20 protein-coding genes are annotated in these 20,045 nt (G+C 63.2%); 8 read left to right on the top strand and 12 right to left on the bottom strand.

The features are described 5' to 3' along the window. Positions 1–147: 147 nt before the first annotated feature. Positions 148–669 carry a lactoylglutathione lyase gene (gene gloA, locus BLX41_RS14720; RefSeq protein ID WP_123725490.1) on the bottom strand — a complete coding sequence of 174 codons (522 nt, stop codon included), beginning with the start codon at positions 667–669 and terminating at the stop codon, positions 148–150. Between the two features lie 244 nt (positions 670–913). Between gloA and BLX41_RS14715 the strand changes: the two genes are divergently transcribed. After that, positions 914–1,396, top strand: a complete 483-nt coding sequence (locus BLX41_RS14715; RefSeq protein WP_404942774.1) for a DUF4946 domain-containing protein — start codon at positions 914–916, stop codon at positions 1,394–1,396. A gap of 231 nt (positions 1,397–1,627) precedes the next feature. Here BLX41_RS14715 and BLX41_RS14710 read toward each other — a convergent pair whose 3' ends face one another. The 3 genes from BLX41_RS14710 to BLX41_RS14700 form a co-directional block, all read right to left on the bottom strand. Then, positions 1,628–1,993 (bottom strand): histone-like nucleoid-structuring protein, MvaT/MvaU family, encoded by a 366-nt coding sequence (locus tag BLX41_RS14710; protein ID WP_123725488.1) that lies wholly within the window; start codon positions 1,991–1,993, stop codon positions 1,628–1,630. Between the two features lie 245 nt (positions 1,994–2,238). Next, positions 2,239–3,777: an EAL domain-containing protein gene (locus BLX41_RS14705; protein WP_123725487.1), complete on the bottom strand. Its 1,539-nt coding sequence runs from the start codon at positions 3,775–3,777 to the stop codon at positions 2,239–2,241. Between the two features lie 81 nt (positions 3,778–3,858). Then, positions 3,859–4,752, bottom strand: a complete 894-nt coding sequence (locus tag BLX41_RS14700) for a LysR family transcriptional regulator (RefSeq protein WP_123725486.1) — start codon at positions 4,750–4,752, stop codon at positions 3,859–3,861. 85 nt (positions 4,753–4,837) lie between these two features. Here BLX41_RS14700 and BLX41_RS14695 point away from each other — a divergent pair, with 85 nt between their 5' ends. The 3 genes from BLX41_RS14695 (at position 4,838) to hpaR (ending at position 7,674) form a co-directional block, all read left to right on the top strand. Then, positions 4,838–5,794: a DMT family transporter gene (locus BLX41_RS14695; protein ID WP_123725579.1), complete on the top strand. Its 957-nt coding sequence runs from the start codon at positions 4,838–4,840 to the stop codon at positions 5,792–5,794. A 251-nt stretch (positions 5,795–6,045) separates the two neighbouring features. After that, positions 6,046–7,122 carry a 4-hydroxyphenylpyruvate dioxygenase gene (gene hppD, locus BLX41_RS14690; protein WP_123725485.1) on the top strand — a complete coding sequence of 359 codons (1,077 nt, stop codon included), beginning with the start codon at positions 6,046–6,048 and terminating at the stop codon, positions 7,120–7,122. Between the two features lie 129 nt (positions 7,123–7,251). Beyond that, a complete protein-coding gene (gene hpaR, locus BLX41_RS14685; protein ID WP_123725484.1) occupies positions 7,252–7,674 on the top strand; it encodes a homoprotocatechuate degradation operon regulator HpaR in 423 nt (140 codons plus the stop codon). 51 nt (positions 7,675–7,725) lie between these two features. Here the strand turns inward: hpaR and rarD are convergent, their stop codons facing one another. The 3 genes from rarD to BLX41_RS14670 all read right to left on the bottom strand — a co-directional run bounded on the left by rarD (position 7,726) and on the right by BLX41_RS14670 (position 10,962). Further along, complete coding sequence (gene rarD / locus BLX41_RS14680) at positions 7,726–8,607, bottom strand: EamA family transporter RarD (protein ID WP_123725483.1); 882 nt, start codon at positions 8,605–8,607, stop codon at positions 7,726–7,728. A 200-nt stretch (positions 8,608–8,807) separates the two neighbouring features. Further along, positions 8,808–9,821 carry an aldo/keto reductase gene (locus BLX41_RS14675; RefSeq protein WP_123725482.1) on the bottom strand — a complete coding sequence of 338 codons (1,014 nt, stop codon included), beginning with the start codon at positions 9,819–9,821 and terminating at the stop codon, positions 8,808–8,810. Positions 9,822–10,062: 241 nt separating this feature from the next. Next, positions 10,063–10,962: a LysR family transcriptional regulator gene (locus tag BLX41_RS14670; protein ID WP_123725481.1), complete on the bottom strand. Its 900-nt coding sequence runs from the start codon at positions 10,960–10,962 to the stop codon at positions 10,063–10,065. Between the two features lie 100 nt (positions 10,963–11,062). Here BLX41_RS14670 and BLX41_RS14665 point away from each other — a divergent pair, with 100 nt between their 5' ends. After that, positions 11,063–11,794 (top strand): SDR family oxidoreductase, encoded by a 732-nt coding sequence (locus tag BLX41_RS14665; RefSeq protein ID WP_123725578.1) that lies wholly within the window; start codon positions 11,063–11,065, stop codon positions 11,792–11,794. After that, a complete protein-coding gene (locus BLX41_RS14660; protein ID WP_123725480.1) occupies positions 11,791–12,201 on the top strand; it encodes a VOC family protein in 411 nt (136 codons plus the stop codon). Before BLX41_RS14665 ends, BLX41_RS14660 begins: the two co-directional genes overlap by 4 nt. 78 nt (positions 12,202–12,279) lie before the next feature. Here BLX41_RS14660 and BLX41_RS14655 read toward each other — a convergent pair whose 3' ends face one another. Further along, complete coding sequence (locus BLX41_RS14655) at positions 12,280–13,590, bottom strand: MFS transporter (RefSeq protein WP_123725479.1); 1,311 nt, start codon at positions 13,588–13,590, stop codon at positions 12,280–12,282. A 155-nt stretch (positions 13,591–13,745) separates the two neighbouring features. Here BLX41_RS14655 and BLX41_RS14650 point away from each other — a divergent pair, with 155 nt between their 5' ends. Next, the gene (locus BLX41_RS14650; RefSeq protein WP_123725478.1) at positions 13,746–14,867 is read left to right on the top strand and encodes a sugar diacid recognition domain-containing protein; all 1,122 of its coding nucleotides are present in this window, start codon (positions 13,746–13,748) and stop codon (positions 14,865–14,867) included. Positions 14,868–15,213: 346 nt separating this feature from the next. Next, positions 15,214–16,356: a glycerate kinase gene (locus BLX41_RS14645; protein ID WP_123725477.1), complete on the top strand. Its 1,143-nt coding sequence runs from the start codon at positions 15,214–15,216 to the stop codon at positions 16,354–16,356. A 201-nt stretch (positions 16,357–16,557) separates the two neighbouring features. Here the strand turns inward: BLX41_RS14645 and hpaI are convergent, their stop codons facing one another. The 4 genes from hpaI to BLX41_RS14625 all read right to left on the bottom strand — a co-directional run bounded on the left by hpaI (position 16,558) and on the right by BLX41_RS14625 (position 20,034). Beyond that, on the bottom strand, positions 16,558–17,358 hold the full coding sequence (hpaI, locus tag BLX41_RS14640; protein ID WP_123725476.1) for a 4-hydroxy-2-oxoheptanedioate aldolase: 801 nt from the start codon (positions 17,356–17,358) through the stop codon (positions 16,558–16,560). Positions 17,359–17,368: 10 nt separating this feature from the next. Beyond that, positions 17,369–18,172 (bottom strand): 2-oxo-hept-4-ene-1,7-dioate hydratase, encoded by an 804-nt coding sequence (gene hpaH / locus BLX41_RS14635; RefSeq protein ID WP_123725475.1) that lies wholly within the window; start codon positions 18,170–18,172, stop codon positions 17,369–17,371. Positions 18,173–18,174: 2 nt separating this feature from the next. Next, positions 18,175–19,482: an MFS transporter gene (locus BLX41_RS14630; RefSeq protein WP_123725474.1), complete on the bottom strand. Its 1,308-nt coding sequence runs from the start codon at positions 19,480–19,482 to the stop codon at positions 18,175–18,177. Between the two features lie 162 nt (positions 19,483–19,644). Further along, positions 19,645–20,034 carry a tautomerase family protein gene (locus tag BLX41_RS14625; protein WP_123725473.1) on the bottom strand — a complete coding sequence of 130 codons (390 nt, stop codon included), beginning with the start codon at positions 20,032–20,034 and terminating at the stop codon, positions 19,645–19,647. Positions 20,035–20,045: the final 11 nt, after the last annotated feature.

Below are 20,045 nucleotides of genomic sequence, written 5' to 3'. Positions count from 1 at the left end.
CATGAGCCTGGCTCATGGGGTTTTTTATTGCTGTGCTGGTAGGTGCGGCTTGTCGCTTAAGAGGTCGCTGGGCCTTGCGCTGTCCTTGAGGACGCGTTCGCTGGCAAGCCAGCTTCCTACACAGGCCAGCTCTGCACCTGCCCAGGGTTACAGCGGCGCCGGCTGGATGATCTCGACCCAGTAGCCGTCCGGGTCCTTGATGAAGGCCAGGCTTTTCATGCGGCCGTCATTCAGGCGCTTCTGGAAGTCGCAGCCCAGGGTCTCGAAACGTTCGCAGGCGGCGACAATGTCCGGCACCGAGATGCAGATATGGCCGAAGCCGCGCGGGTCGGTGTTGCCGTTGTGGTAGGCGAAATCCGGGTCGTTTTCGGTGCCGTGGTTGTGGGTCAGTTCGAGAATTCCGGGGATCGACTTCATCCATTCGGTACGGGCCGCGGCGTCGGCCGGAAGCTGCGACTTGTCCACCAGTGCGAGGAAGTACAGGCTGAATTCGGCTTCGGGGAAATCGCGTTTTTCCACCAGGGAAAAGCCCAGGACCCGGGTATAGAAGTCCAGGGAGCGAGTGATGTCCTTGACCCGCAGCATGGTGTGGTTGAATACGAAGCGGGCAGTGGCGGCGTCCGGTTGGGCAGTCACGCCAGGGAAAGTGTTGAGTTCGTTGAGGCTCATGGGCCCTCCAGAAGAAAGTGCGGTGAAGGCTGCCCGCGAGGGCGGGGAAGTCCTTGGCTGGCAATGGTTCGGACATTCTTGGAATCGGGCAATGATACGCAACTGGACAGGATGGCGCCAAACCCAAAGCTCCTGATCTCTTGCCCATTCCTGGCGCCAGGCTCAGACTTCAAGGCCCGTTCCTTTAGTGCGCCAATCCATGATCGAGTCGTTTAGAACCCGGGCTGCGGCCCTGTTGCTGCTGATGTTTGCGGGTGTTGTCCAGGCGCAACCGGAGGTTGCCTGGCCCGAGGGCTGGACCGTGGAGCCAGTGCCCGTCCAGGAGGCGGATCAGGCTGCTCAGGTTTCCCGGCAGAGGGCGGTGAAGAACGATGCTGCGGGCAATCCGCAACTGGTCATGGAACTGACCATGACCCAGGTGGAAAGCGGGCATGTAGTCAATCTTCAGGGGGTATTGCTGGAGATGCGCAAGTCGGTGCAGAAAGACTTTGCCCGAGGCGGATATCAGAGTGTCTGTAACAAGATTCATACTGCGCAGTTGAGTCGTCTCGACGCTCTGGAGACCACTTGTACCATTACCCAGAATGGGCGACATGTGTTGTCGCAAACACTGGTGGCGGCGCTGGATGGGGATAAGGCTTATGTACTTTCATACGCCGGCCAGGCGGCGGCTTATGCCGAGAGTCAGGAGCAAATACTGGCTGTACGAAATGGCCTCAAACTTTAAGGAAAAATCTGAAATAGTCGGTTCGCTTTTCGCGTGTAACGAGTTCGTTATCGAAAAGGCATTAAGCGAGTAGTTGATTCGGGGTGGGCGTTATTGCATGGCGCTATCGCGCAATGGCTCATGGCCATCAATCAGGCTGGATCTTCCCTTAGATTCAAGTCGTGATAAGAATATTCTTATCAATGTAAAAGGCCCTGCATATGCAGGGCCTTTTTCAGGTTGCGGCTTTGTTCAAGCGCGCAGCCAGGAATCCACAGTGGCAGCACCGTACTGTTCTTTCCAAGCTTTCAGGCCGCGATGATTGCCACCCTTGGTTTCAATCAGTTCACCGGTGTGCGGGTTCTGATAGACCTTCACCACGCGTGCGCGGCGCTGCTTAGGGGCGTTGGCCTGTGGCAGGCCACCTTTGCCGAGGTTGGGATCAAGGATTGCGATGATGTCACGCAAACTCTTGTCGTAGGATTTCATCAGGGCCTGGAGTTTCTCTTCGAACTCGATTTCCTTTTTGAGTCCGGCGTCATTCTTCAGGGATTCAAGCTGCGCGAGCTGTTCTTGAAGTGCTTTTTCTGCAGCACGAAATTCAGCAAGTCTGGACAATATCTTCACTCCAATAGTCTATTTTGGCTGATACAAACCACAAACAAAGCTATAAGCCATAAGCCGGTTAAGGCTCGATTAAGTGGCCTACCTGTGAATCTTGTACAGGCGGGAAAAATTGTAGTAGTTAATGGCGCGCGAGTAAATCAGGTTGTTCTTGTTCAAGCCTGTATTTGCCGGTTGAATGAAATTGATGCGTGTATCGAGTTACCGCTGTCGAGCACTTAATGTTCTGGTATGGCTATTTAGTGGCGCGCCAGGGCTGTAACAAATTCGGCACTGGACATGGGGCGTCCAAATAAATAACCCTGCAGGAAATCCACCCCTTGAGCCGCTAGGTAATCCCGCTGTTCGGCAGTTTCAATACCTTCGGCGACTATGCCCAGATCGAGTTTGGCCGAGAGTTGGATAATGCTGTCGAGTATATGCAGCGACAGTGCGTCGGCACCGATCATGGCGACGAAGCTCTGATCGATCTTCAAGTAATCGACATTGAACTGACGCAGATAACCCAGGCTGGAGTGCCCGGTGCCGAAGTCGTCGATGGCGATCATTACCCCAAGCTCGTGCAAGGCGGCAAACAGCTGCAGGGTGGTGGCCGTGGGCTCGATCAGCTCGCGTTCGGTCAACTCCAGGACCAGGATCACTTTGCCGGGAGGGAAGGCGGCGAGAAACTCCCGGCAGTCCTCCAGCAACTGCAGGTCATGACAGTGACTGGCCGTGATGTTGATACCGATATGAAAACCGTCGGTGAAGTCTGCGGCGTATCTGGCCAGTACCTGCATCGTCTGCTGCATCAGCGAGCGGGTCATGGGCACGATCAGCCCCGAGTGTTCGGCGAAGGGGATGAACAGGTCCGGACGCACCAGCCCCTCTTTCGGATGTTGCCAGCGCATCAGCACTTCAATGCCGGCCCATTGCAGCGTGTCGCCGCGCACCACCGGCTGAAAGTATGGAATGAATTCCCGGGCTTCCAGTGCCCGGCGCAATTCATGGCTGGGAGAGGCGGAGCGCTTCTGCAGCCAGTGGGCCAGGACACCGGTGGCGGCACCGAGAAACACCAGCAGGCTGAACAATGCCGGGTATTGGCTTTTCATGTATTTCCAGATGTCCCCTTCGGGAAACCCGGCACTGACGCTGTAGGGGTAGCGCGATGAACTCAGTTGCTGGCTGGCCACCGCTGCCAGGGGCGGCGCGCCGTCGTGGACCCTGCCGTCACTGGACAGCCAATGCTCGCCCACCTGCAGCTGCAAATGGGCGAAGCGGCTGATCAGGCGCAGGGCGTTGGTCAGGTGATAACCGTCGATAGTCGCCAGGGCCGACCGCTCGCCCTCACTCCAGCGGTAGACCAGCAGCGCGGTGTTGGGGGTGATGGGATTGCCGCCCATGAGCCAGAGCCGGCCGTCAACGTAATCCCGGGGCTCGAGTGGCACCGGGTAGCTGCCCAGCAATGAACTGCAATAGTTGCTGTTGCGCCACACCAGGTTGGTCGAGCGCACGAATGGCCGGCGAGTCACCTGGTCCCGCAGGGCCAGTTGCCGCACCTCGTCGCACTCCAGGCCTGCCTGGGGCAGCAGCGCCCTGGCAGCGATGTCGGTGTTGTCCAGCATCAGGTCGAACTGGCGAATGGCTTCCTCGGCGGTTTCCAGGCTGCTGCGCACCAGCGCTCGTTCGGCCTGGGCGTAGAGAATGACGGCCCCCAGTGCGATGGGGAGCAGAATCGCCAGCATTGTCCAGAGTGTGCGGGTAGAGCGCTTTAGCGGACCTTTGGCGGTCAGGGGCATGGATCGAACCTGTGGAGGGGGAGGGGTGTGCCAGCGTCAGGCTGCCGCAACGGGGGTGGCAGCTTCCTGACGCTGTCTCGATCATCGCAGGATAGACGGCTTTGGATGACGATACAGGCGTTGCGCATGCTGGATAAAGGCCAGTGTTGCCGGCGATGCCTGGCGCCGGTCGAGCACGGCGACTCCCACCTGGCGTCGTACTGCCGGCGACAGGGGTTTGCGCTCATAACGGGCGTCCGCAGTCGGGGGCAAGGACAGCTCGGCCAGAATGCTCAAGGCGTCACCGCGAGCCACGGTTTCCAGGGTGCTGAGCAATTGCGAGCTGCGGTAGCGGATGTTGGGGCTCAGGCCGGCGCCGATGAACAAGCGCGTCACCAGCTCGGCCGAGCCGGCTTCGGTCAGCACGAAGGGATCGTGACACAGTTGTTCAAGGCGGATCTGTTGCTCCCGGGCCAGGGCGTGGCCTGCGGGAATCAGCGCGACCAACTGGTCCTCGATCAGCGCGAAAGTATCGAAACGCTCCTCGGGCAACACCACGAATCCCACGTCGACCCGTCGCTCCTCCAGCCATTGCAGCACCTGGCGATCCGGTCCCTCGTCGACATGCACCTCGATTCCCGGATGCTCGCGTCGGTACTCCTCGAGGATGGATGGCAGCAGGCGCATGGAGGACGTGGGGCCAAAGGAGCCGATACGCAAGGTACCGCGCTTCATGCCCCGCGCATCGGCGGCTTCCTGCTCCAAGGTTGCTGCCAACCCCAGCATAGCCCGGGCCCGCAGCAACAGTTGGCCACCGATATCGGTGAGCTCGACCTGAGCCTGATGGCGGCGGAACAACTCGACCCCCAGTTCCTGTTCCAGAGACTTGATGGCGTGGGACACGGCCGACTGAGTGATGCCCAGGCGCGTGGCGGCGCTGGTGAAGCCTGCAAGCTCGGCCACCCGGGAGAAGATCTCCAATTGGGTCAAGGTCATGAGTAAAAGCTCATTTTACGATGATGCGCTATTAGACAAAGAATGGCCTCGCAGCACAAATCCACGGCCACAGAGCAGCATGATCATGAATGAAAGCGGTATTAGCGGCCCCCTGGCGGCCGATCACGGGGACCTGGCGGTCTATTGCAGACTGGCGGCAGTGACCATGATCTGGGGCGGCACCTTCGTCGCCGGGCGTTACCTGGCCGGGGGGCTTTCTCCCTTGCTGGCTGCCAGCCTGCGCTTCTTGCTCGCCAGCCTGGCCCTGCTTTGCTTTCTGGCGGTGGCGCGCATTCCCCTGGTCCGACCCAGCCTCAAGCAGCTCGGCCAACTGGCGCTCCTGGGGTTCTTCGGCATCTTCTTCTACAACCTGTGCTTCTTCCTCGGCCTGCAACAGGTCAACGCATCGCGGGCATCCTTGATCGTGGCGCTGAATCCGGCGGTGATTGCCCTGGCGTCCTGGGCACTGTTCAAGGAGCGCCTGAGCCGGCGCAAGTTGCTGGGCATCCTGTTGTGCCTGAGCGGTGCCGCCCTGGTGATTTGCAGTCGCGATCCTTCGGCCCTGGCTGCCGGGGCAGGGGGCTGGTATGGCGACCTGTTGATTCTCGGATGCGTCCTGGGTTGGGGGGTGTACTCGCTGTTTTCCAAAGGCCTCAATCAGCACCTTGGCCCCTTGCAGACCGTCACCTATTCGATCCTGATGGGAACCCTGATGTTGTGGGCCACGACCCTGGCGCGGGGCGAGTTCGACCCGCATGCCATTATCCGTCTCGACCTGAGCCAGGGCTTGAGCCTGCTGTACCTGGGCGTCCTGGGTTCTGCGCTGGCCTATATCTGGTACTACGACGGCCTGCGACGCATCGGTGCCACCCGCTCCGGAGTGTTCATTGCCCTCAACCCGCTGACAGCAGTGCTGCTGGGTGCACTGTTGCTGGGAGAGCAACTGAGCCTGGTGATGGGATTGGGCGGGGTGTTGATTCTCGGCGGCATCTACCAGTGCAACAAACCCCTTGCGGGCCAGGCGAAAAAGGCGATTTTATAGAGAATGCGGACAAAGGCTTTTACGCTGTGTAGAATCCGGTTACGCATACAATAATAAAGTCTTCTGGCAGCAGAAGCCTCGTCCCCCAGCCTGTAAGACAGGGTCGAAATGAAGATTCTCGGGTTTCAACTGATCTACGGTGACTTCCTCGCCCGCAGCGTGCGTGGCATCTCCTGCGCGCCACCTTCTTTCCTCAGCATTGATAGCAACTAACGATCCGTTAATTCTAAAAATATGATGAGGCGCCAACCATGGCAGATATCTTCGAAAACCCAATGGGCCTGATGGGCTTTGAATTCATCGAATTCGCATCGCCTACCCCCAACACCCTCGAACCGATCTTCGAGATCATGGGTTTCACCAAAGTCGCGACCCATCGTTCAAAAAACGTGCATTTGTACCGTCAGGGCGCGATCAACCTGATCCTCAACAACGAGCCCCACAGCGTTGCTTCCTACTTCGCGGCCGAACACGGCCCGTCGGTGTGCGGCATGGCGTTCCGGGTCAAGGATTCGCAGAAGGCCTACAACCGCGCTCTGGAACTCGGCGCCCAGCCGATCCACATTGAAACCGGGCCGATGGAACTGAACCTGCCGGCGATCAAGGGCATTGGCGGCGCGCCGTTGTACCTGATCGACCGTTTCGGTGAAGGCAGCTCGATCTATGACATCGACTTCGTCTACCTCGAAGGCGTGGACCGCAACCCACCGGGTGCCGGCCTGAAGATCATCGACCACCTGACCCACAACGTGTATCGCGGGCGCATGGCCTATTGGGCCGGCTTCTACGAGAAGCTGTTCAACTTCCGCGAGATCCGTTACTTCGACATCAAGGGCGAATACACCGGCCTGACCTCCAAGGCCATGACCGCTCCGGATGGCATGATCCGTATCCCGCTGAACGAGGAATCGTCCAAGGGCGCCGGGCAGATCGAAGAGTTCCTGATGCAGTTCAACGGCGAGGGCATCCAGCACGTGGCCTTCCTCACCGACGATTTGGTGAAGACCTGGGATGCGCTGAAGAAGATCGGCATGCGCTTCATGACTGCGCCGCCGGACACCTACTACGAGATGCTCGAAGGCCGCCTGCCGAACCACGGCGAGCCGGTCAATGAGTTGCAGTCCCGCGGCATCCTGCTGGACGGCTCCTCGGAAGCCGGTGACAAGCGCCTGCTGCTGCAGATCTTCTCGGAAACCCTGATGGGCCCGGTGTTCTTCGAATTCATCCAGCGTAAAGGCGACGATGGTTTTGGCGAGGGCAACTTCAAGGCACTGTTCGAATCGATCGAACGCGACCAGGTGCGTCGCGGTGTACTGGCCACCGAGTAACCCTCGGCAGGCTTGAGCACAGAGCCCGATCAGGCCATGCCTGATCGGGCTTTATTTTGCCTGTCGGTTGGCGATAGTGAATGTGTTAATGTTTCCGCCTTTGTTTCCCTGCCCTTGACCGATGCCTCGATGAAAACACCCAGACCGTCCCTGACCTTGACCCTGTTGCAGGCCCGTGAGGCCGCCATGGCCTTTTTCCGCCCATCGCTGAACCAGCACGACCTGACCGAACAGCAATGGCGGGTCATCCGCATCCTGCGCCAGAACGGCGAGCTGGAGAGCCACCAGTTGGCGAAGATGGCCTGCATCCTGCCGCCGAGCATGACTGGTGTGCTGACCCGCCTGGAGCGTGACGAGTACGTCAGCCGCCGCAAATCCCCGGAGGACCAGCGCCGCCTGTTCATCACCCTGACCGAAAAGGGCCAGGCGTGTTTCGAGTCCATGAGCGGCGACATGGAAATCAATTACCAGAAAATCCAGCAGCAATTTGGCGAGGACAAGATGCAGGCCTTGCTGGCCCTGCTCAACGAGCTGAAGCAGATCAAGCCCTGATCCCCAATGGCGCCCGAACCTGGCCTGCCCAGGTCCATGCGGGCGCGTCGATCAGTTGCGGCGCTGGCGCAGCAGGTGCTTGACCCCTTCGAGCACCAGCACCAGCACCGCCAGCCAGACCGGGATGTACGTCAGCCATTCCCCGGCCTTGATGCTTTCCCCCAGCAGCAGCGCGACAAACAGCAGCAACACCGGCTCCACATAGCTGAGCAGGCCGAACAGACTGAAGGCCAGCAAGCGACTGGCGATGACATAGCACGCCAGCGCCGAGGCGCTGATCACCCCCAGCAGAGGAATCAGCAGGTACAGACCGGGATGGCTGTCCACCACGGCAAATCCCTGTTCGCCTCCTTGTACAAACCACAGTGCCACCGGAATCAACAGCGCCATGTCCAGCCACAGGCCGCCCAGATGATCGGTGCCCAGGCGCCGCCGCAGGACGAAATACAACGGGTAGCCCACGGCCACCACCAGGGTCGCCCAGGAAAAACTGCCCACTTGATACAGCTCGTTGAGCACCCCGAGGCAGGCCAGCACCGTAGCGACTTTCTGCAAGCGCGACAGACGCTCGCCATACACGATGCGTCCGGTCAGGACCATGGTCAGTGGCAGCAGGAAATACCCCAGTGACACATCCAGGCTGTAGCCGTTGAGGGGCGCCCACATGAACAGCCAGAGCTGCACCCCCACCAGGGCCGACGACAGCAGCAGCGCCAGGCTCAGTATCGGTTTGCTCGCCACCTGGCGCAGCACTTCGCCGACCCGATGCCACTCGCCACACAAGATCATGAACAGGGTCATGCAGGGCAGGGTCAGCAGCATCCGCCAGCCGAAAATCTCCACCCCGGTCAGGGGCGTCAGCAGCGAGGTGTAGAAATACATGACGGCAAACAGCACCGACGCCAGAACCGATAACGCAATTCCTTTAGACACACTGTCCTCGTAATACCCGAACGCTCGGGACACATAGAAATAGGGGGAGAAGCGAGGAGGAATATAGAGGGTCAGGCGCGAGATATTTGCTCTGATTGCGCCATCGCGGCGGGATTTTTTCTCGTTTATGGCCAAAGTGCAGCAGCGCCTGCTGAGCTCAAGGCCGGTGGCGCGCGCCTTTGCGCCGCCACCGCCAGCGTTCAGCCCAGGTGCGGAAAACGACCGGAGACGAAATGGCTCACATCGTTGAAGCCCGGGGTCGAGGCGTGTCCCGGGGTCACCAGGGCGTCGATGAAGGCTTCGTCCTCAGGGCTGATCTTCACCTCCAGGGCCCGGGTATAGGCGTCCCACTGGGCTTCGGTGCGCGGGCCGACAATGGCCGAACTCACTGCCTGGTTGTTCAGCACCCAGGCGATGGCGAACTCGACGATGCCGACCCCGCGGCCCTGGGTGTATTCCTGGATCTGCTGGGCGATGCGCAGGGATTCCACCCGCCACTCGGTTTCCAGGATGCGCTTGTCCTGGCGTCCGGCGCGGCTGCCGCTGTCCGGGGCCACGTCCGGCGCGTACTTGCCGCTGAGCACACCTCGGGCCAGGGGGCTGTAGGGCACCACGCCCAGGCCATAGGCCTTGGCCGCGGTAATCTGCTCGCCCTCGGCCTGGCGGTTGACGATGTTGTACAGCGGCTGGCTGATCACCGGACGGTCCACCCCCAACTGGTCGGCGACTCGAATCGCTTCGGCAATCCGCCAGCCCCGATAGTTGGACAGGCCCCAGTAGCGGATCTTGCCCTGGCGCAACAGGTCGCCGATGGCCGAGATGCTCACCTCCAGCGGCGTGTCGTGGTCCTCGCGGTGCAGGTAGTAGATGTCCAGGTAATCTGTGCCCAGGCGGGTCAGGCTGGCGTCGATGCCGTTGAAGATGTGCTTGCGGCTCAGGCCGCTGCGGTTGGGCAGGCCGTCCACCGGACCGAACCCCACCTTGGACGCCAACACCCATTCATGTCGGTGGCGGGCGATGGCTTCACCGACGATTTCCTCGGAGCGGCCCTGGGTGTAGACGTCGGCGGTGTCGATGAAGTTGATCCCCTGGTCCCAGGCCTTGTCGATGATGCGCAGCGAGTCTTCGGTGCTGGTCTGCTCGCCGAACATCATGGTGCCCAGGGTCAGGCTGGAAACCTTGAGACCGGAATGGCCGAGGATGCGATAGCTCATGGGCGAAATCCTTGTGCTAGAAGGGTGGCCAGGGCATTTCCGGCCATTGGGGGCGACCATCAGATACCACAACGCCCGGGTTCTGCAATGCCTGATTGGCGCCTCCTCGCCGGGGCCGGCCTGCGGGCAAAGGCACCCGTGAGATCGCCTTCGCTGGCAAGCCAGCTCCTACAAGGAGGTTCCGTAGGAGCCGGCTTGCCGGCGAACCGCGCAGCGGCCAGCCGCCCCGGGCCGGTGCTGGTCAGGGGCACAACGCCCGACAGCGCTGCAACACAAAGCTGTGCAGCAGGCGCACCCGCTCGGAAACCTGCAGGCGATGGGGACACAGCAGGTTGAACGGCGCCAGTTCCCCCTGCCAGTCCGTCAGCAGCGGCACCAGACGCCCGGCGCGAATGTCCTCGGCCACATCCAGCCGGGCCTTGTAGACAATGCCGTGGCCGGCCAGGGCCCAGCGCCGGGCCACTTCGCCGTCGTCGCACAGGTAGTCGCCACGCACGGGCACCTCGCGAGCCTCGTCGCCACGGCTGAAACGCCAGCTGTCATAGGGTTGGCCGTTACGCAGGTAGAGCAGGGCGCTGTGGTGCGACAGGTCTTCGGGTGACTGCGGGGTGCCGCAACGGGCCAGGTAAGCCGGGCTGGCGCATGCCAGGCGGCGATGTTCGGGGAGAATGGGCAGGGCCACCAGGCTCGAGTCCGCGGGCATGCCAAAGCGCAGGGCCACATCCACGCTGTCGCGGAACAGGTCGGCGTGGCGGTCATTGAGCCGCAGTTGCAGGCGCAGTTGCGGGTGCTCGGTCTTGAACTCGTCAAGCCAGGGCAGCAGCGCGTTGCGTCCGAAGTCCGAGGGCGCCGACAGTTGCAACACACCGGCCAGGCCCTGGCTTTGCTGCTTGAGCGCCTGCTCGCCGTCTTCCAGGGTGGCCAGGGCCAGGCGCACGCTTTCCAGGTAGCGGCGGCCTTCTTCGGTCAGGCGCATGCTGCGGGTGGAGCGCGCCAGCAGGCGGCTGCCCAGACGGGTTTCCAGGCGCTTGAGGGCAATGCTGGCCGCGGCGGCCGTCAGGCCCAGGGAGCGGGCGGCGGCGGAAATGCTCCCGGAATCGGCGGTGCGCATGAAGATTTCCAGGTCGAGGATCGAGCTCATTAGTAAAAATCCTTTAAAGATCTTTGCGTTTTAGCGGGATTTTTCCTCGATTGGCAAGCTGTGAAGATGCAATCACCTTTACATGACCCAGGTGATCGCAATGAATTTTTCCAACGCAAGCTTGCAGCACAAGACCGTGGTGGTGATTGGCGCCGGTAGCGGCATCGGTGCTGCCGTGGCCCGTCAGGCGGCCGCACGAGGGGCACGGGTGGTGCTGGCCGGGCGCAGCCTCGAAGCCCTGCAACGGCAGCAGGCGCAGTTGCCGCCCTCGGCTCGCAGCCTCGCCGTGGACATCACCGACGCCGCCAGCCTCCGTGACCTGTTCAGCGCCATGGGCGCCTTTGACCATCTGGTGATCAGTGCCGGTCCGGCCATCGCCGCCAAGCCCCTGGCCGACACCGATCTGCTGGATGCCCAGCGGGCTTTCGAGGTGAAGTTCTGGGGCGTGTGGCGTGCGGTCCAGGCGGCGCTGCCGACGCTCGCGCCCCAGGGCAGCATCAGTCTGACCTCGGGTCTGCTGTCGCGCAAAATGGTCCCCGGGCAAGTGCTCAAGACCACCCTCAATGCCGCCCTCGAAGCCCTGGGCAAGCACCTGGCCAAGGAGCTGGCGCCACGCCGGGTGAATGTCATCAGCCCTGGGGTCACCGCCACCGAAGCCTATGCCGGAATGTCCGAGGAGGCGCGTCAGGCGATGTTTGCGCGCACCGCCGCCAGCCTGCCGGTAGGCCGTGTCGGCCAGCCGGATGACATCGCCGCGGCCTTTATCCTGGCCATGGAGAACGGTTTTATCAGTGGCAGCCTGATCGACGTCGATGGCGGTGGCCTGCTATGAGCTGGCGCTTCGATCACCTGGCGTTCAACTGTGCCCAGGGCGAGGCGTTGCAGCAGGCATTCGCCGATCTGTTGGGCCTGCAAGCGGGACGGCGTCCACCGTTTCCCTTTCCCGGACGCTGGCTGTATCAGGACCGGCAGGCGCTGGTCCACGTCATCGAACAGGCCGATTGCCCCGAGCCGCAACTGAGCCACATCGCCTTCAGCACCCAGGAGGCGGCCGCAGCCGTATTGCGGCGGGTGCAAGCCAGTGGCCTGGAGCATCAAGTGGCGCAGGTGCCGGAAGACGGCATCTGGCAGATCTTCGTCCGCTTGCCCGGCGGCCTGGTGCTGGAGCTGGATGCCCCGGCGGCGGGGGAGTTGAGCATCAGCCACGACTACGCCCGACAAGGTGGCGCACCGGCCTGAGGCCAGGCGTGAAAAAGCCCGTTGGAGCAGAGGCTCGAACGGGCTTTTGTCGTTGCCGGGGCTGTGTAGTGCCGGGGCTTAGCGGTTCAGGGTGCGGGTCATGCGCAGCGCCAGCAGGCTACCGCCGACAATCACCCCGGCCAGCAGGTACAGCGCGGCATCGGTGGAGCCGGTGCTGTCCTTGACCCAACCGACCAGGTAGGGGCTGAGGAAGCCGGCCATCTGGCCCATGGAGTTGATCAGCGCCAGGCCACCGGCCGCCGCTCCGGCACTGAGCAGGGCGGTGGGCACCGGCCAGAACATCGGCAGGCCGGTGAGGGCGCCCATGGTGGCAAGGGTCAGGCCAAGGATGGCCAGGGCCGGGGTGGTGGCGAAGTTCACCGCGATCAGCAGCCCCACGGCGCCCATCAGCATTGGCACCACAAGGTGCCAGCGGCGTTCCTTGCGCAGGTCCGCCGAGCGCCCCACCAGCAGCATGAACACCGCCGCCAGCAGGTAGGGAATCGCGCTCAGCCAGCCGATCACCAGATTGTCGGCAAAGCCCAGGTTCTTGATGATCGACGGCAGCCAGAAGTTGATCGCGTAGACCCCGCTCTGGATGCAGAAGTAGATCAGGCCGAAGGCCCAGATCGCCGGATTCTTGAACACGGCCGTCAGGGAATCGCTGGCGGTTTTCGGCTGGTTGGCGGCGTCCGTGGCCTGGTCGGCTTCCAGCACTGCGCGTTCAGCCGGCGTCAGCCACTTGGCGTGGGCGAAGCTGTCGCTGAGCAGGAAGAACGCCAGGGCGCCCAGCACCACCGTGGGAATGCCCTGCAACAGGAACATCCACTGCCAGCCGGCGAGACCGCCTTGGCCGGCAGCGAAGTGATTGAGGATCCAGCCGGAAAACGGGCTGCCCAACAGGCCCGAGACCGGGATCGCCGACATGAACAGGGCCATGATCCGGCCCCGGCGGAAGGTCGGGAACCACTGCGAGAGGTACAGCACCACCCCGGGGAAGAAGCCGGCTTCGGCGGCCCCGGTGAACAGGCGCAAGGTATAGAACTGGGTCGGCGTGGTGACGAACAGCAGGCAGGTGGACAGGGTGCCCCAGGTGATCATCATCAGCGCGATCCAGCGCCGTGGGCCGAACCGGTTCAGCGCCAGGTTGCTCGGCACGCCGCACAGCACGTAGCCGATAAAGAAGATCCCGGCGCCCAGGCCGTAGACCGTTTCACTGAATTTCAGGGCATCGAGCATCTGCAACTTGGCGAAGCCAACGTTGACCCGGTCGAGGTAGTTGAACAGATAGCAAACGAAGATGAAGGGGATCAGGCGCAGGGTGATGCGCTTGTAGACGGCGTTCTTGTCGTCAGCCTGGGCCAGTGGGGCAGCGGCGCTCTGTGACATGCTGTGTCTCTCTTTATTATGATTTTTTGCGGTGCAAGGGTAACGTTGACCGCCCTGAGAGTCTCGGTCACACCGAGATCGCTGTCTTTGTGCCTGCGCACAGCGATTGGCTGCCGACCCTGTGCCACTGAACAATGTCCAAGGACCTTCCCTCTATGTTCGAACTCGATCATGACCTGGCGCAGGACATCGTCGACCGCACGATGGCCATCCTGCCCTACAACGTCAATGTCATGGACAGCCAGGGCCTGATCCTTGGCAGCGGCGAGCCGGAGCGGATCAACACCCGCCACGAAGGCGCGCAACTGGTGCTGGCCAACGGCCGCGTGGTGGAGATCGACACCGCTACCGCGCGCCAGCTCAAGGGGGTGCAGCCGGGGATCAACCTGCCGTTGCTGCACGACCAGCGGCTGATCGGCGTGCTGGGCATCACTGGCGATCCGGCGTTGCTGCGCACCTACGCCGAACTGGTACGCATGACCGCCGAGATGCTGGTGAGCCAGCGCCACCAACAGGCCGAGCAGCAATGGCGGCGCCAGCGTTGTGACGATCTGCTGGCCCTGCTGTTGAGCGACAGCGGCGACTCGCCGCGGCTGGTGGACGAAGCCCGGCAGATGGGCCTCAAGCCGCAACTGGCGCGCACGCCTTACCTGTTCGAACTGGCGCTGGAGCAGCCCGCGGGGCAGGGCGTCGAGAGCCTCAGCACCTGGCTGATGAGCCGTTACCCGGACAGCTGGTGCGTCAGTTCGTCAAAGACTTCCCTACTCTGGTGTCGTCCGGCGAACCTCAGCCTGGACAACCCGCGGCTGCTGGAAAAACTCGACGGCCAGGGCTGGAACATCCTGCGGGTCGCCGTGGGTGGGCAGGCCGATGGCCTGGCCGGATTGCGCCGCTGCTATCGTCGGGTCGGCGACCTGCTGGCCTACGGCCGCGACATCCTGCCGGACTCGCGCCTGCTGACCCTCAACCGCTACCGCTTGCCGGTGATGCTCTGGCGCCACCGCAACGACGACGCCCTGGACGAGCTGCTGGCGCCGTTGCGCAAAGTATTGGCCAGGGACAGCAACGGCCAGTTGCTGGCCACCTTGCGCAGCTGGTGCGACCACGACGGCCAGAGCCAGGCCTGTGCCGACGCCCTGGGCATCCACCGCAACAGCCTGCGCTACCGCATGGAGCGGATTGCCGAACTCAGCGGCGTCGATCCCTTGCGCCTGGATGGCATGCTGGCCCTGTACCTGGGGGTGCAATTGCTGCCCCGCCATGTCGAATCGTCCTGAGTTCCTCGATTGCCAAGGCCGGTAGCCGCTGCCGAGCCTTGGCGAGGCTGCTAAAAAGCCTGCCGGGTCTTGCCTGACCGGCTCCAGTCAAACCCGTAGCGTCGCCGAGAACACCGACGTCTGCTTCGACGGTATGCCGCCCGGAGCGTTCGCAGCCTGCGGCAGCCGCTACATCATCGTCATGCCCGAGCCGAGCCCTTCACGCCCTTGCAATCAACAGCGCCATGCAGCCAATCTGCCACCCTTGTGGCAATGAACAATAAAGCGCCCTCGGACTTGTGCAACGGACCGGGGCCAGCGCCTGCGCCAAGTGGCAGCATGGCGGCACAAGAACCGGAGATAGCCCATGAAGATCATCATCGCCCCCGACTCGTTCAAGGACAGCCTGAGTGCCGAAGGCGTGGCCCGGGCCATTGCCCTGGGTCTGGCCGAGGTCTGGCCCGAGGCCCAGTTGCAGCAATGCCCGATGGCTGACGGTGGCGAAGGCACGGTGGAGTCGATTCTTGCCGCTGGTGACGGGCAATTGCGCAGCCATCGGGTCCAGGGGCCGCTGGGGGCGACGGTCGAAGCCCGCTGGGGCTGGCTGCCCCAGAGCCACACGGCAATCATCGAAATGGCCGAGGCCAGCGGCCTGCAGTTGCTTGCGCTGGACCAGCGTGATGCCTGCAACAGCAGTACCTTCGGTACCGGTGAATTGATCCGGGCAGCACTGGATGCCGGTGCCCAACGCATCATCCTGGCCATCGGCGGCAGCGCCACCAACGATGGCGGTGCCGGTGCCCTGCAAGCCCTGGGCCTCAAACTGCTGGATCGCCAGGGCCAGGTACTGCCCCGTGGTGGTCTGGCCCTGGCTGATCTGGCCGGCATTGAGCCCGATGGCATGGACCCGCGTCTGGCCCGGGTGCGTTTTGAGATCGCCGCCGACGTCAACAACCCGCTGTGTGGCGATCACGGTGCCTCGGCGATCTTCGGCCCGCAGAAAGGTGCCACGCCGCAACAGGTACAAGCGCTGGACCGGGCCCTGGGGCACTTCGCCGACCTGTGCGCCGAGGTGTTGCCCAAGGACGTGCGTGACGAACCCGGCAGCGGCGCGGCTGGTGGCCTGGGGTTTGCCGCCAAGGCGTTCCTCGGCGCGCAATTTCGCCCGGGGGTGGAAGTGGTGGCGGAACTGGTGGGCCTGGAACAGGCCATGCGCGGTGCCGATCTGGTGATTACCGGCGAGGGCCGCTTCGACGCCCAGACCCTGCGCGGCAAGACCCCCTTTGGCGTAGCACGCATTGCCCGGGAGCAGGGCGTTCCGGTGATCGTCATTGCCGGCACCCTGGGCGAGGGTTACCAGCAGATGTACGCCCACGGCGTGGATGCAGCCTTCGCCCTGGCCTCAGGCCCCATGAGCCTGGAACAGGCCTGCCGCGAAGCCCCGCGCCTGCTGCGCGAACGCGCCGCCGACATCGCCCGCGTCTGGCGCCTGGCCCGCAACGCCTTGTAGGAGCTGGCTTGCCAGCGAAGAGTCCGCCAAGCCTTGCACCACCCGCGAGAACGCCTTCGCCGGCAAGCCGGCTCCTACGGAAAAGCCCCGCGAACCTTGCCCCCCGTGTAGGAGCTGGCTTGCCAGCGAAGAGCCCCCCAAGTCTTGCACCACCCGCGAGAACGCCTTCGCCGGCAAGCCGGCTCCTACGGCAATCGCCCGTCAGTAAACCCCGCCTTCGCTGGTGGGGGTGTCCAGGGTCTTGTACTGACCGGCCAGACTCTGCAGGCCCTTCATCAGCACGGTGGTATCCACGCCCACCGCGACAAAATTCGCCCCCAACTCGATGCAACGCCGCGCCAGTCGCTGATCGGCACTGAGAATCCCTGCGGCCTTGCCCGCTCGACGAATCCGCACGATGGCGTCTTCAATCGCGGCCACCACGTCCGGGTGCCCGGGGTTACCCCGCTGGCCCATGGCCGCCGACAGATCCGCCGGGCCGATAAACACCCCGTCGACCCCGTCCACCGCGAGAATCTCATCCAGGTTGCGCAGGCCTTCGAGGTTCTCGATCTGCACCAGCAGGCACATCTGTTCGTCCGCCTGATCCAGGTAGCCGGCGATGCTGTTCCAGCGCGACGCCCGGGCCAGGGCGCTGCCCACGCCACGAACCCCCAGTGGCGGATAGCGCATGGCGCGAACCAGCTGGCGTGCCTGCTCGGCGCTCTCGACCATGGGGATCAGCAGGGTCTGCGCGCCGATATCCAGCAATTGCTTGATCAGCGCGGTATCGCCAATGGGTGGGCGGATGATGCCCTGGGCTGCGTAGGGCGCGATGGCCTGCAACTGCGCCAGCAGGCTGCGCAGATCGTTGGGCGCGTGTTCGCCGTCCAGCAGCAGCCAGTCGAAACCGGCGTTGGCCGCCAGCTCGGCGCAGTAGCCGTCGGCCAATCCCAGCCACAGACCAATCTGCGGCTCGCGCTGTTGCAGGCGTTGTTTGAACAGGTTCAGAGGCATGTCCATGGCCGTCTCCTCAGACAAAGCGGCAGGCGATGCTGCCCAACTGATCGTAGTCCACATGGAAGACATCTCCGGGACGGGCGGCCACCGGGCGCGTGAAGGAGCCGCCGAGAATGATCTGCCCGGCTTCCAGGCCGACGTCGTAGGCCGCGAGCTTGTTGGCCAGCCAGGCCACGCCCTTGGCCGGGTGGTTGAGTACTGCGGCAGAGACTCCGGACTCCTCGATCACGCCATTGCGGTAGAGCACCGCCGGCACCTTGCGCAAATCCACATCCCCTGGACGCACGGCGCGGCCGCCCATCACCACCCCGGCGTTGGCGGCGTTGTCGGAGATGGTGTCGAAGACCTTGCGGGTGGCCTGGGTCTGCGGGTCCACCTGCTGGATACGGGCGTCGATGATCTCCAGGGCCGGGATCACCCAGTCTGTGGCGTCCAGCACATCGAACAGGGTGCAGTGGGGGCCCTTGAGCGGCTTGCCGAGGATGAACGCCAGCTCCACTTCGACCCGGGGCACGATAAAGCGCTGGAACGGAATGTCGCTGCCTTCATCGAACAGCATGTCGTCCAGCAGGGCGCCGAAGTCCGGCTCGGTGATGTTGGAGGACACCTGCATCGCCCGGGACGTCAGGCCGATCTTGTGGCCCACCAGCTTGCGGCCGTCGCGGATCTTCTGTTGCACCCAACTGCGCTGGATGGCGTAGGCATCCTCGATGCTGATGTCGGGGTATTGCAGGGACAACTGGCCGATCTGTTCGCGGCTGCGTTCGGCGGCATCGAGGCGTGCGGCGGCCTCTTGGATATCCGAGGGGTTGAGCATGTTTATTTCTCCCGAGGGTTGACGATATGGGCCGGCACCCGCAGCACCAGCCAGGCGCCCAGGGCGATCAGCAGGGCCAGGGCATAGAGGGCGAGGCTGGCGCTTTGGGTGGCGTCACGCACCACACCAATCAGGTAGGGCGCGAGGAAAGCGGCAACACTGCCGAAGGAACTGATCAGGGCAATGCCCGCCGCCTGGGTGCTGCTGGCGAGAAAGGCCGGTGGCAACTGCCAGAACATCGGCAGCGCGGCGCTGGCGCCCATGCCCGCTACCAACAGGCCGAACATCACCAGCCAGGGGTTTTCCGGGGCCAGCCCGGTGAGGATCAGACCCAGGCTGGACATCAGCAGTGGCACCCCCAGGTGCCAGCGGCGTTCGCGCAGGCGGTCCGAGGAGCGGCCGACGCCGAGCATGAACAGGCAGCCGGCCAGATAGGGCAGGGCACTGAGCATGCCGACGTTGCTGTCCCGGGCGATGCCGGCGTGGTGGATCAGGGTCGGCATCCAGAAGGCGATGGTGTTCACTGCCAGCATCACCGCGAAATAGATGCACACCAGCAACCAGACATGGCGGTCCGTGAGGATGTCGCTGAAGCGGGTGATGGACTTGCGCTGTTCTTCCTGTTGCAGCGCCTGCAACAGCTGGGTTTTCTGCGCCGGGGTCAGCCAGTCCACCTGCTCGATGCTTTCCGGCAGCGCCTTGAGCACCACCAGCCCGAGCAATACCACGGGCAAGCCTTCGATCAGGAACATCCATTGCCAGCCGCGCAGGCCGCCGAAGTCGTGGAAGCTCTCCAGAATCCACCCCGACAAGGGCCCGCCAATCACTCCGGCCATGGGCACGGCGATGGCGAACAGCGCGGTTACCTGACCGCGGCGACGGGCGGGGAACCAGCGGTTGAGCAGCACCAGGATGCCGGGGAAGAAACCCGCCTCGGCGACCCCCAGCAGAAAGCGCAGGGCATAGAAACCCCAGGCACTGTCCACCAGCATCAGGGCACTGGACAGCAGGCCCCAGACCAGCATCAGGAAGGCGATCCAGCGCCGTGGCCCGACCCGGTCCAGGGCCAGATTGCTGGGCACCCCGAACAGCGCGTAGGCCACGAAGAACAGCCCGGCGCCGAGACCGTAGACGCTGTCGCTGAAGCCCAGATCCTGGGTCATCTGCAACTTGGCGAAGCCGATATTGATGCGGTCCAGGTGGGCGAAGATGTAGCAGACGAACAACAACGGCATCAGCCGCCAGGTGATCTTGCGATAACAGTCGTTGACCTCGGCCACGGGAGCCTCGGCGATTGCGGGATGGGACATGGGGCGATCTCGTTATTGTTCTTGTGTGGGTCGGCTTGCCGGCAAAGATGGACTCAGGGCTGGCACAAGGCTTGATGGCCTGTTCGCTGGCAAGCCAGCTCCTACGGGTTGCATGGGCGTTGTGTAGGAGCCGGCTTGCCGGCGAAAGGGCCGGCACAAGGCTCAGGTCTGTCCGCGCAGAAACTCGTGCACGTTGTTGTGCTTGAAGTTCAGCTCGGCATCCAGCTCGCTCATCTCGAACGACAGGGCCAGCAAGCGCTGGGCCTGTAGCTCGGCAAAGTGCGCCTTGATGATCTCGAACAGGCCCTCGGCCACTTGGCGCCGGGTGGCCAGGTCCCGTCCGGCACCCACCTGCAGGCGCATATGGACGAAGGCGTAGTCATGCTTGCCGTCGGCCATGCGCCAGGTGTCCAGGCGCACGCCGCGGCTGCGAATGCCCCCGAGGGGGAACACGCCAGTGGCGCCCAGGTAGTCATGAACCTTGGTGAACAGCCCCGGCAGATCGGCAGCCTGTTCGATGTTATCGGTGTATTCAGCAATGAAATGGGGCATGCGAACCTCCT

This window comes from Pseudomonas protegens (assembly GCF_003732485.1).
Taxonomy (GTDB): Bacteria; Pseudomonadota; Gammaproteobacteria; order Pseudomonadales; family Pseudomonadaceae; genus Aquipseudomonas; species Aquipseudomonas protegens_B.
This window is presented reverse-complemented; position numbering and strand designations above follow the sequence as displayed.